Annotated in this window: 10 protein-coding genes; 4 read left to right on the top strand and 6 right to left on the bottom strand. The window is 60.9% G+C overall.

The window, feature by feature from the left end:
• Positions 1 to 672 precede the first annotated feature (672 nt).
• The 4 genes from PLJ71_09545 (at position 673) to PLJ71_09530 (ending at position 5,547) form a co-directional block, all read left to right on the top strand.
• A complete protein-coding gene (locus PLJ71_09545; GenBank protein HQM48922.1) occupies positions 673 to 1,398 on the top strand; it encodes a CPBP family intramembrane metalloprotease in 726 nt (241 codons plus the stop codon).
• A gap of 181 nt (positions 1,399 to 1,579) precedes the next feature.
• A complete protein-coding gene (locus tag PLJ71_09540; GenBank protein HQM48921.1) occupies positions 1,580 to 2,566 on the top strand; it encodes a dipeptidase in 987 nt (328 codons plus the stop codon).
• 59 nt (positions 2,567 to 2,625) lie between these two features.
• Positions 2,626 to 3,882 carry a DegT/DnrJ/EryC1/StrS family aminotransferase gene (locus tag PLJ71_09535; GenBank protein ID HQM48920.1) on the top strand — a complete coding sequence of 419 codons (1,257 nt, stop codon included), beginning with the start codon at positions 2,626 to 2,628 and terminating at the stop codon, positions 3,880 to 3,882.
• Between the two features lie 66 nt (positions 3,883 to 3,948).
• Positions 3,949 to 5,547: a sialidase family protein gene (locus PLJ71_09530; GenBank protein HQM48919.1), complete on the top strand. Its 1,599-nt coding sequence runs from the start codon at positions 3,949 to 3,951 to the stop codon at positions 5,545 to 5,547.
• A 30-nt stretch (positions 5,548 to 5,577) separates the two neighbouring features.
• Here the strand turns inward: PLJ71_09530 and PLJ71_09525 are convergent, their stop codons facing one another.
• The 6 genes from PLJ71_09525 to PLJ71_09500 form a co-directional block, all read right to left on the bottom strand.
• Positions 5,578 to 6,462 carry a type II secretion system protein gene (locus PLJ71_09525; protein HQM48918.1) on the bottom strand — a complete coding sequence of 295 codons (885 nt, stop codon included), beginning with the start codon at positions 6,460 to 6,462 and terminating at the stop codon, positions 5,578 to 5,580.
• A 36-nt stretch (positions 6,463 to 6,498) separates the two neighbouring features.
• A complete protein-coding gene (gene purE / locus PLJ71_09520) occupies positions 6,499 to 6,990 on the bottom strand; it encodes a 5-(carboxyamino)imidazole ribonucleotide mutase (protein ID HQM48917.1) in 492 nt (163 codons plus the stop codon).
• 251 nt (positions 6,991 to 7,241) lie between these two features.
• Positions 7,242 to 8,069 (bottom strand): RDD family protein, encoded by an 828-nt coding sequence (locus PLJ71_09515; GenBank protein HQM48916.1) that lies wholly within the window; start codon positions 8,067 to 8,069, stop codon positions 7,242 to 7,244.
• A gap of 20 nt (positions 8,070 to 8,089) precedes the next feature.
• Positions 8,090 to 9,151, bottom strand: coding sequence for a stage II sporulation protein M (locus PLJ71_09510; protein ID HQM48915.1), 1,062 nt, complete (start codon positions 9,149 to 9,151; stop codon positions 8,090 to 8,092).
• The gene (locus PLJ71_09505; protein HQM48914.1) at positions 9,148 to 10,545 is read right to left on the bottom strand and encodes a DUF58 domain-containing protein; all 1,398 of its coding nucleotides are present in this window, start codon (positions 10,543 to 10,545) and stop codon (positions 9,148 to 9,150) included. Before PLJ71_09505 ends, PLJ71_09510 begins: the two co-directional genes overlap by 4 nt.
• Positions 10,542 to 11,507 (bottom strand): MoxR family ATPase, encoded by a 966-nt coding sequence (locus PLJ71_09500; protein ID HQM48913.1) that lies wholly within the window; start codon positions 11,505 to 11,507, stop codon positions 10,542 to 10,544. The genes PLJ71_09505 and PLJ71_09500 overlap by 4 nt, the downstream gene beginning before the upstream one ends.
• Between the last annotated feature and the right edge of the window lie 7 nt (positions 11,508 to 11,514).

Below are 11,514 nucleotides of genomic sequence, written 5' to 3'. Positions count from 1 at the left end.
TGGTATGTATCGCGCCGTTGGCGCTGTAAAGGCTGGTATGTATCGCGCCGTTGGCGCTGTAACGGGCTGTTGTGTCCGAGGCGGAGATTTCTCAAATGCGGACCGGGATATCTGCCGGGCCCAAACGTGGCGGAATGACCGGCGAGGGCGCCGGTCCCACACGGGCAGGAGCGAGGGCGCCGGTCCCACACGAGGAGGCGGGAAGCCCTTACCACAACGTCTTGTTTCTGCATTGGGCTTTCAGCTCTCTTGTCCTTGCGACGCTCACCCCGGGACATCGATCGTCCCCCTTTTCAGCCCCGCAGGGGCGGCAGGACGTAGCCCAGGGCCAGCCACGCGGTACGCGTGGCGCAGCCCTGGGTCATAACGCCGCCATCACACAGCCCCGGAGGGGCGGCGGAAGCTGCACGTCAGGACAGTTGAAGAAATCATGGGCAGGATGCTCATGCCACGTTGCAGGCGGGTTGTTCGCACTATCGTGACCGGCGAGGGCACCGGTCCCACGCGAGCAGCCTGAAAGCCTGCGCCCCATCGTCGGGCGATTGGCGCACGCGCCCCAGTGCAGGATCATTCGGGGCGGTAATTTGGAGGCCAATTGCGGTATTTGATAGTGTTGTGTCCTGAGCAAAACCACGGGCGGAATCCAAGACGGCGGTGAGGCCGGAGGCAACCATGAAATACCCCAGACTGCGTGAACAGGTTCGCATTGGCGGAGTGGACGTGAACCTCCGCATGGCAATCGTCTTGTGGCTTACAGTGGTGCTCCCGATGCTTCTCTGTTACCACGGCAGGTTTCTTCGTACGTGGCTGCGTCCGATCGGACTCGAGGCGTGGGGGTCGGGTGCTTTGGGAGAAGGGCATACCCAATTCGTGCTGTTTTTTCTTGTGCCTGTTGCCGCGGTTTTGCTGATGGGAGATTCGCCCCGAGACTACGGCCTTCGCCTGGGAAAATGGAAAGAGGGCTTGGTGTGGCTTTTGGTGGTCTGCCCGGCAATCTTTGTCATGTTGTTGTTGGTCGTTCGCGGGGGTAGCCTCGAGCACATGTACCGCAAGATGTACTACGACGACGCTCTCGCCGAAATGGGGCCGGTGATGAGACAAATCCGCATGTTGTACTCCACCGGAATTCTGCTTTGGGGTTGGGAGTACCTTCTCCGGGGTTTCTGCCTGTTTGGCCTTGCGCGCATCCTTGGGCCCGGTCCGGCCATCTTCATTCAGATGGCGCCCTTTGCCTTGCTTCACATCGGCAAACCGGAAATCGAAGCGATGTCGACATGGCTTTCGGGGGTGGGCTTCGGTTTTGTGGCGTGGCGCACGCAGTCGTTTCTCTACGCCTTCTTGATTCACTGGTTCATGCTGGTGATGACTGTCCTTGTCGCAACGGGGACGTTCGGATAGCTTCCTGGTTACCGAGACCGTGTGATGTGCTTCGGTTGCGCGGCAGCCGGAGGAGAGGGCGCATGTCCGCTCATTGCCTGGCGTACGGACGTGTCACGTGCGATGGGAGATGGGGACGATCCGGCGCCTAGTGGGAACTCATTGGAGGACGTGGGTCCAGACAACGGAGGAGATGGAAAAGATGGCGGATGTTGACCCCCTTGAAATCCACCGGAAGACGGTCGTTATTGACGGCGCCAATCCCAGCAAGTACGGTGAGGCGCTCGTGCAGCAGCTGCTTGTTGGGGGTGTCACGGCGGTGAATGCCACCGTCGCCGTTCTCGACAACTTCAAGGATACCATGCTCAGGATCTGCACGTGGCGCCGGATGTTCAGCCAATTCGAGACAACAATGATGCCCATCCGCCAAACCGAGGACCTCGATGCGGCGAAGCAATACGGCAAACTGGGCGTCATCCTCGGTCTGCAGAATACCGCGGCCATCGAAGAAGAGCTCGAGCTCATTCCCGTCTTGAAGGGCATGGGTATTCGCGTTATGCAATTGACCCATAACGAGCGCAACTACGTTGCGGATGGATGTTTCGAGCGGGTGGACGCCGGCTTGTCGCGGTTTGGCATCGAGGTCATCAGGTGTATGAACGAGCACGGGGTTCTCGTGGATGTGTCGCACGCGGGTCCCAAGAGCACCCTCGAAGCCATCGAACGCTCCGAGCGGCCCGTGGCGAGCACACATTCGAGTCCGGAATCACTTTATGACTACCCGCGCAACAAGACCGATGACCAGATCAAACTGCTCGCGCAGAAGGGCGGGGTGTTTGGGTGCACCTTCTGGCCGTCTTGTTTGAAGAAGGGCAGCAAAGCGACCGTCGTTGACTACGTGGATACCATTGAATACGTGGCGGACCTGGTCGGCATCAATTTTGTGTCGGTTGCGAGCGATTTCTTCATCAATCGCAACAAGAAGGAGTTGCAGAAGTACCGCGCCGGCCGCAGTAAATCCTGGTGGACCTTGAAGGTGGATTGGCCTGTTGTGATGCCCGAGGGACTTCGCGAGCCGGAAGACTATTCCAACATCACCATCGAACTGGTCAAACGGGGATATAGCGAACGGGATATCGCGAAGATCCTGGGCGGCAATCTGATCCGTTTGTTTGAGCAGGTGTGGTAAGGCTGCTATCATTCGCTGGACATCCGGTTTTGTGACAGGAAAAAGGGAGTATTCGTGTTATGACTGCGCGATCAAAAGAGCAATTGGCGATCAACGGCGGGCCATGCGTGCGTAAAGGGCCCTGGCCGCCCCGCCATTTGTTTGGAGAAGAAGAGAAGCGGGCTGTCGATGCGCTTTTTGATAAGAGTATCGAGACGGGACAGGCCTTCAGCTACAACGGGCCCGAGGAAGAAGCCTATTGCAAGCAGTTCTGCAATTTCCTGGGCGGCGGCTACGCCGACGCCGTGAATTCGGGCACGAGCGCCGTGTATGTGGCTTTGCGGGCGCTCGAGATCGAGCCTTTCACCGAGGTGATCGTCCCGTCCGTATCCGATATGGGCGGGGTCATGCCCGTGCCACTGATGAACTGCGTGCCGATCCCGGCTGATTGTGCCCCCGGGTCTTACAACATGGGACCCAAGGAAGTCGAAAAGGCCATTACGGAACGCACCAGCGCCATTGTCGTCGCGCATATCGCCGGAACTCCCGCCGACATGGGGCCGATCATGGAGGTCGCCCGGGCCAGGGACATCAAGGTCGTGGAGGACTGTGCCCAGGCGCATGGTGCGCGCTACAACGGGCAATACGTTGGCACGTTCGGGGATATCGCGGCGTTCTCGACGATGTCGGGCAAGCACCACGCGACAGCCGCGCAAGGCGGCATCGTGTACACCAGGAGCGAAGAGCTCTATTGGAAAGCGCGCCGGTGTTCCGATCGCGGCAAGCCGTTTGGTCTCGAGGACGCTGAAAACAATGTCACGTGCTCGTTGAATCTGAATTTGAACGATCTCAGCGCGGTTGTAGGAACGGTTCAGCTCAAGAAGCTTCCGGGCATGCTCGAGCGCATTCGGCTGGTGGCGCAGAAGGTCATTGACCTTTGCGAACCGTTGCAGGCCGTGAGCATCGACCAAGGCCCGGAAGGGGCAGAGAGCGTCTTTTGGTTCATGGTGTTTCGTCTAGCCCTCGACAAGGTGTCCTGCGACCTCGACACGTTCATCGAGGCCTTGAAAGCCGAGGGACTGCCGTTCAGCGCCCACTACACGACGCCGTTCACCCATCACGAGTGGTACAAGAACCGCGCCGTATTTGGGCACAGCGGGTATCCGTGGACCTGTCCACTGTATGCCGGGGACCCCAACCGGCGGTTCGAGCTGCCCAACTGGAAGGCCAACAACCAATCGCTTTTCCTCATCAAAGTCCACGAAGGCATGACACTTCGTGAAGCTGAAGACATTGCAGACGCCTTGGCGAAGGCCGAGGCGGCGTTCTTGAAGTAAGCGCATATAAAACGGGCGCCCGCGGGATTGCCAGCGGGCGCCTTACTTCTATGAAGGGGGTTCCCTATGGCGCGTTTGTGTTTCGTAGCCGTCATGGCGGTCTTGGGCATCAGTTTGGCCGCGCACACGCAGGACTCTGCCGTGCCGGATGCTGCTCTTGCGCCGCCCCTGGTTGTTTTCGCGCCGGGCCCCGAGTACGCCGGTAGTGAAAGACAGTTTCAGGGGATTCCGGGCATTGAGCGGGCGCCCAACGGCCGGCTCTGGGCCACTTGGTACGGCGGCGGCGACACCGAAGGCCCCTTGAATTATGTCATGCTGGTCACGAGCGGAGATGATGGCAAGACGTGGTCTGACGTGAAGGTAGTCATCGATGTGCCGGGAGATATTCGCACGTTTGACCCGTGTCTGTGGCACGACCCCGCCGGAAAGCTGTGGTGGTTCTGGGCGCAAGGCTACAGCCATTGGGACGGACGGGCCGGCGTGTGGGCGATGACCACCGTGGAATCGGGAGAGGCTGACCCGGTGTGGTCGGAACCGCGCCGCATCTGCGACGGCATCATGATGAACAAGCCTACGGTCTTGCGGTCGGGCGAATGGCTCTTGCCCGTGGCTGTCTGGGCATTCAACGCCAACGTGATGAAACCGGAGTACGCCCGCGATATTGCCGCCAACACCGGTTCGAACGTCTGGGTCTCGCGCGATCAAGGCAAGACCTTCGAGTTTCTGGGCAGGTCGGACGTCGACGGGCGGGCCTGCGATGAACACATGATCGTCGAGCGCAAGGACGGCTCCCTCTGGATGGTCGTGCGAACCAATACGGGTCTCGGGGAGGCGGTCTCGGCCGATGGCGGCAAGACCTGGACCGACCGGCACGTGGCCGAGACGGTCACCCACATCCCCCACGCGCGGTTCTGCATCCGGCGGCTTGCGTCCGGTAAACTTCTTTTCGTGAAGCATGACCCCCCTGATCAAAAGAGCCGGTCGCATTTGAAAGCGTTTCTATCGGATGATGACGGGAAAACCTGGTATGGGGGATTGATGCTCGACGAGCGCATGTCCGTCTCGTACCCCGATGTGGTGCAGTCGTCCGACGGAACCATTTACCTCATCTACGACTGGCAGCGCACCAATGCCAAGGAAATCCTGATGGCCACGTTCAAGGAGGAAGACGTGGCTGCGGGCCAGCCGGTGTCTGCCGCTGTCCGTTTCCGCGTGTTGGTGAACAAAGCCATGGCGAATAAGGAATTCCAATACGGCGCCAACGACGACGGGCAAGAGCTCCTGAGCGGCGGCCGCGCGGTGTTCGAGCCTGTCGAGGGCGCGGTAGATACCCTCAACAAAGACGCTCTTCTGTTTACAAACCGTGAGTATACGGCGCTGAAACTCCCTGAATTTCTCCGGGGGAAAAGCTTCGTCCGCGCAAGCATTGACGCCGTCGAGGCTGTCTGCGCGGAAGGCGGAATCGTGTACGTGCTCACGCCCTTGCAGAACCGCAACAAGGACAGCGTGTACGACACCGTGGTTTCTCAGGGCTTTGTTAAGGTCAAGGCGCCTGAGTTCCTGCTGTTCGGCGACATCGAGGGCAACATCGTTTCCGTGTTCCAGAAGCGCGCCGAAGAAGGCGAGACCCTGGCCCTCGGCAAATGGGGTGTCATCGTCTTCTGAGTCCGGCGCCAGAGGGGTGCAAGAACCCGCTTACGGATTCGCCTTCCGCAGCGCGGCCACCTTCGCGAACAGGTCCGACATCGGGAATTCTCCGGGGTACTGCACGAACTCGACGTGGCCGTCCGCGAAAAGAACGTTTGAACCTTGCGGAGAATGGTTGAAACGGGCAAGGTCCGGCGGGACGCGGTCCCACATGACGGCAATCTCGGACTGAGCAGGCGGAAGGTCAAAGCTGCTTGTATCCGTAACGTAGACCCGATCAAAACCTTCGCGGAACCGAGGCAGCGTCTGGGAACGTGCGTCCGGATTCGGATGCCCGTTCGGGAAGACGATATCCTGTTCCGGCGGGAACGTGGCCGTATCCGTGTAGGTGGCCGCGTAATTCAGGGCCTTTTCGATGGCGGAAAGCACTTCGGTGGAGTCTCCATGCCCGTCATGGAGGTAGGCGCTTGACCAAATCGCCCATCCCAAGTACTGATAGGAGACGTCTGCCTCGCGCTCCAAACGTTCGATGTTGACGTTTCCGTTGGCATCCACCCATGATTCGAGATACGCGGACATTTCTTCTCTGCGCGCGGCGTAGTCGGCCGGGCAAATCCACACCGATACGTCCTTGAGATAATTGGGATAGAGGCACCGGGCGCAAGGGGAGAAAGAGCCGTCTATGTTCCAGTTGCCGGGCGTGCCCGGGTTTCCATGCCTTGGCAGGTAGGCAACGGGCGGCCACCGGTAATTCGGGTCGTCTTGTGCGTACATCTTGATGGCGATAGCAATCGTTTTGAGATTGGTGCGGCACGCTTGCCGCAATGATCTTTCGCGCGACTGCACAAGCGCCGGCAAGACGATGACCAGCAGGATGGTCAGGATGACCAAGGCTATCAGGACTTCGACCAGCGTGAGCCCCCGCGGTTTCACAAACACACCTCCGAATAGCCGTCAGCCGGCCGGCCCTTAGTCGAGTATAGACTCCGACACCTTTTTCGCGAGTTCGTGGCGGTATGCCTGGAGCTTCTCAGTCAGTTCGGGCTGTTGCAGGGCCAAGACAGCGGTAGCGAGCAGCGCAGCATTCGTGGCCCCCCCCGGCCCGATGGCCAGGGTGCCCACGGGGATGCCCGCAGGCATCTGCACCGTCGACAGGAGCGAATCCAGGCCCTGAAGCTTGCTCTCGATGGGCACGCCAAATACCGGTTTGAGCGTCTTTGATGCCACGACGCCCGCCAGATGCGCGGCGCCGCCCGCACCCGCAATGAACACCTGGCAGCCGCGTTCTTCCGCGGAGCGCAGAAACTCGACCAGGGCCTCGGGCGTGCGATGAGCCGAAAGCACGCGGCATTCGTGAGCGATACCGAACTCCTTGAGCGTTTCCGAGGCCGGACGCATGGTCTCCCAGTCCGATTTACTGCCCATAATCACCGCGGCCTGGATGGATTCGCTTTTCGCCATGACCCACTCCCTCGTTTAGCCGTTGCCCCGTGCCAGGAATCCCCGGGATTTGCGCTCCACCCACGGGTCCGGTTCTGTCGAAACTGGCACAATATCAAGGGTTTGAGTGGCTGTCAAGATCACGGACGGGTCACGGCCCCAAGGTTTTGCGGGGCAGAATCGCGTGGTCTGTCCCGAACGGTTACATGTCGAAGTCTTTCGCGGATGCGGAACGGGGATGGCCGGCTGAAAATCGAATCCGGACTGCCTCGTTATCCTGTCTGATCCAGTCCGGCTTTATTACTGTCTTTCCCGGCCTCTTCCGTGCCGGCGGCGCGTTTCATGCTTCGGATGACGGGCTTCCGTTCGCCAAATACCACGTCTACCACATTCCGGACGTACGTTTCGTCAGTCATTCCGAATGTCGCGTCTTCCGGGTAGGGCGCCAGAGAGCGGAAGAACTCGGCCAACTCGGCAAACAGAGAGACGCGGGCCCCGGGGCTCAACATCTCCCTGCGTTGGAGGGCCTGGAGGGCCAGTTTAGCCGCCTCGGGCGTCACTCGCTGACGCAGCCGGGCCGCCAGGTGGGGATAACTTTTCAAGGAGTTGAATTTATCGGGCAGCGCCCGGTCGAGATTGGGGGTCGCGAAAGTGTCCTCACGCACCACGACGGTGTTTGCCGCCAAGTCCCCCAAACGCTGGCACCGTTTGGACACGACGCACAGAAGACCTCCCACGAAATAGAGGAAGGGGAGGGCATCGGCGAAACGGAGCAGGTTGCGGATCACGACCTGGCTGAATCCCAGGCGAAGGCCTTGGGCGTCGATAACCCGCAGACGCAGCAATCGCTTGCCGATCGTCTGCCCGCGCAAGAACCACTCGCAGACAATCCGGTAACCGGTAAAGAGGGCGTACAAAAGAAGGGCAGACAACGCGGCCACTATATCGCTATGAATCGGAATGAGCGCGCTCACCAGAATCGACAGTATGATCGCGGCGAAAGCCAGGCAGACCGTATCAATCAGCCATGCCAGGAAACGCGAGATCGGTCCCGCCAGCAGCAGCCCGAATTCCACCCCCTCGGGAGTCCGAATAACCATTCTTTGCGCGTCATACCTGCTCATGAGGCACCTGGGGCGCCGCGCCGGTCCGAATCGGCCGTATCGTCTTTCCCTCGCTCGTTCGCCCTTCCGGACAAGAACAGGTACATGAACAGAAGAACCAGCTCGGCCATCCCGAACGCGATCTTCAGCCAGAACGGAACGACGAAATGGTACTGCGAGAGATAGGCCTCGACGAACCCGGCCCAGACCAGCAAGAGCGTCACGCATCCGATCAGCGTCACGACGTCCGGCCCGGTGGCGCGCAGGCGTTCTCGGAGGGGGGCGCGCGTTCCCCAGCCGATAAGCGCTTGTGCGAGCAAGAACCCTGCCTGGCCCGCGATGAGGATGGCAGGGATCTCGGTCGCGCCATGGGGCAAAAGCCACCCGGTCAGGAAAACGCCCTCACCGGCGCGGACATAATCCATGCATACCGCGCCCATCAGCACGCCGTTGCCGAACAATACCGCGATGGTGCCAATGCCCCACGTCATCCCGAGGGCCATCGTGATGAATGATACCCGAGTGTTGTTGATGATGTAGAAGGCCGTTCCCTGGGCCTTTGCGCCCGCCAGGGGGTCCCACCCCTCCTCGCCCGCCCGTTCGTACATCTCGCGCTCGGCTTCGATCCGTTCCGCGGGATCTATCTGGAGGTGTGCATAGGGAAGTAAGGTCCGTTTCCCCTCGGGATTCAGCACAAACACGCTGCCGATGAAGCTCCCCAGCAGGGTGATGCCCAGCGAGAGGTAGAACGCCCCTGCATGGCGCCGGAACGTCTGGGGCAGCACGTTGCGGAACCAATGCCAGATAGCCAGGCGGTGCGGACGCGCGCGCGTCTCGTGGATCTCCCCGTACGCGCGGGCCACCAGAGACTCGAGATAATGCACCAGTTCCGGTTCGGCGCCATAGGTGCCCAGCTTGACCAGATCGCTCGAAGTGCGCTGGTACAGGTAGTGGAACCGGCGCGCGGCCGCCACGTTGACGCGGTAGGCCGCGTCATTTGCCAATTGGTCGAGGAGCCGCTCCAACTCGTTCCATCGCGGCCGTTCTTCGGTAATGAACCGTTCCAAATCGATAATCACAGCACTTGCCTCTGCTTGATGCTCATGTACTGCGTCACCAGTTCCGTGCACAGCTTCTCGTTGCGGACGAGGTGGAGCGATGCGCCGCGCCGGTAAAGGCTCCGCTCGAATTCCCGCAAATCATGCCAATACATGTGCCCCGCCAATTCTTTGTACAGGTCTTCAGGCTCGCGCACGGCCGAGTCCGAGAAAATGGGCTGTACGCCGGGCGGATTGATCATCATCACCATGAGAAGATGGTGGCGGCCGACCAGATCCACCATGCGCAGGAAACTCTCCGCCAGCACAGGGTCGTCCAGGTTAGTGAGAAACACGAGCAGTGCCCGGCGGCGCATGCGCAGGCGTATGAACGCGCCAAGTTCCTCGAAATCGGGGTTCACCACCCGGGGCTCCATGGCGTAAATCGCGTCGCGGCAGGCGCTGTAATGGGGTTTGCCGTTCTTGGCGCGCACAAATGCGTCAACGCGGTCGCTGTAGACCAGCGTGCCGAAGAGGTCGCCCTGGCGTTCGGCCGCGAGCCCCAGGACAAGGCTGGCCGTCAGGAACCGTTCGAGCTGCGAGCGGTCGGCCATTTCCCGCGGAACCTCGGGCCGGGGAGGCGTCACCCGCGCGCTCAGGCGCGACGCATCCACCACGACATACACTTCCTGCGTGCGCTCGAGTTGATACGTCTTGGTGATGGGATGACCGCGTTTGGCCGTGGCTTTCCAATGGATGTCCTCATAGCTGTCGCCGGGCTGGTATTCGCGGAGTTTCTCGAATTCACGGCCTTTGCCCACCTGGCGTTGCGCGTGGACTCCCAACGTCCCCCGGTTGAGGAACAACGCGGCCAGATTCCGGCGTTCCTGTTGGAGGTTGGGGTATACCCGGAGCTCGGTTCGCGTCGGCGTGGTCCGCCGGACGGCCCAGAATCCAAGCATCGAAGCGGTTTCGAGATACACGGCGTCAAGACGGTAGTTGCCGCGTTCGAGAGGCGTGCACGGCCACGTGATTTGGCTCGTACCGCCGCCTTCGGGCAGGCGCGCCCGGACATCTTCCTTCTCGCAACGAAACGAACGGGGGAGCGGGATACCCAGGCGGACGCGGCGAATGCGGCCGGGAGCGTTGGCAATCAGGATGGGGATTTCGCCCTCGCGCCCTTTCGAGAACCGCACCACTTCCGGGCACGCCGCCGAGACGTTGTCCAGCCGGTTCAGGGCCAGGACTGCATCCAGGGCGGCTAACACGGCGAAGATCCCGATAATGGTCCATGACACCGGTCCCGCCACTTCCTCGAGCCTCCCAACGCCGGGCAGCGCCATCGAGGCGCCGGGTCCGAAGGCAATGGCCAGGAACAGGAACGGCACAAGAACCACTCCCGCCCAGAAAAGCAGTCTGTTTTGCGGCACGATCATCGGGGTACCGCGACCTCCTGCAGGATGCGCTGGACCACTTCGCGTACAGTAAGCCCCTCGATCTCGTATTCGGGGCGCAAGATCAGGCGATGCTCGAGAACCGGATACGCCATGTCCTTGATATCATCCGGCGTGGCATAGTCGCGTCCATCCAGGGCGGCCTGCACGCGAGCCGTGAGAATCAGGGCCTGGGTGGCGCGCGGACTGGCCCCCACCAGCACCGTTTCATGGCTTCGCGTGGTCCGCACGATGTCCACGATGTAGGCGAGCAGCTCGTCGCGCACGGTGATCGTCTGCAGCGCCTTGCGCAACCGCGGAAGCTCGGCGATTTCGATGACCTTCTGGGCGGCGCCGCGCGCCAGGGCCGTTTCGGGGGCATCGTCTCCGAGCATGCGGCGTCCCAGCTCGATTTCTTCGCCGCGCTCCGGCGGCGTCATGGTTATTTTCAGTTCAAACCGGTCCTTCTGGGCTTCCGGAAGGGGATAGGTTCCCTCGTACTCGATGGGGTTCTGCGTGGCGAACACCGTGAATTCGGGCGAAAGGGCGTGGGTTTGGCGATCAATCGTAACCGTGCGTTCCTGCATGGCCTGCAACAGCGCGGACTGGGTCTTGGCCGGGGCCCGGTTAATCTCGTCGGCCAGCAGAAACGTGGTGAAGACCGGTCCCTTCACCAACGTGAACTCGTTGCGCTGGAAATTGAAGACATTGGTGCCGGTAATGTCGGTCGGCATCAGGTCCGGCGTGAATTGTATGCGGGCGAAATCGCATCCCAGGACGCACGCGAGCGTGCGCACCAGCAAGGTTTTTGCGACGCCCGGCACGCCTTCGACAAGGGCATGGCTGTTGGTGAAGATGGTGATGAGCGCGCGCTCGACCACCTCCTGCTGCCCGATGATGATCTTGCTCACTTCGGTCTTCGCCTGTTGCAGCACCGATGTCACTTCCGTTAGTTCCGCACTCACTTCCGCT

Source organism: Candidatus Hydrogenedentota bacterium, assembly GCA_035416745.1.
GTDB lineage: Bacteria > Hydrogenedentota > Hydrogenedentia > Hydrogenedentales > SLHB01 > UBA2224.
The sequence above is the reverse complement of the archived record's forward strand: the minus strand, read 5'-3'. Positions and strand labels throughout refer to the sequence as shown.

Excerpts from the sequence above, each read along its gene's own strand:
- PLJ71_09545 (HQM48922.1), top strand. The coding sequence starts at position 673 with ATGAAATACCCCAGACTGCGTGAACAGGTTCGCATTGGCGGAGTGGAC.
- PLJ71_09540 (HQM48921.1), top strand. The coding sequence starts at position 1,580 with ATGGCGGATGTTGACCCCCTTGAAATCCACCGGAAGACGGTCGTTATT.
- PLJ71_09535 (HQM48920.1), top strand. The coding sequence starts at position 2,626 with ATGACTGCGCGATCAAAAGAGCAATTGGCGATCAACGGCGGGCCATGC.
- PLJ71_09530 (HQM48919.1), top strand. The coding sequence starts at position 3,949 with ATGGCGCGTTTGTGTTTCGTAGCCGTCATGGCGGTCTTGGGCATCAGT.
- purE (HQM48917.1), bottom strand. The coding sequence starts at position 6,990 with ATGGCGAAAAGCGAATCCATCCAGGCCGCGGTGATTATGGGCAGTAAA.
- PLJ71_09515 (HQM48916.1), bottom strand. The coding sequence starts at position 8,069 with ATGGTTATTCGGACTCCCGAGGGGGTGGAATTCGGGCTGCTGCTGGCG.
- PLJ71_09505 (HQM48914.1), bottom strand. The coding sequence starts at position 10,545 with ATGATCGTGCCGCAAAACAGACTGCTTTTCTGGGCGGGAGTGGTTCTT.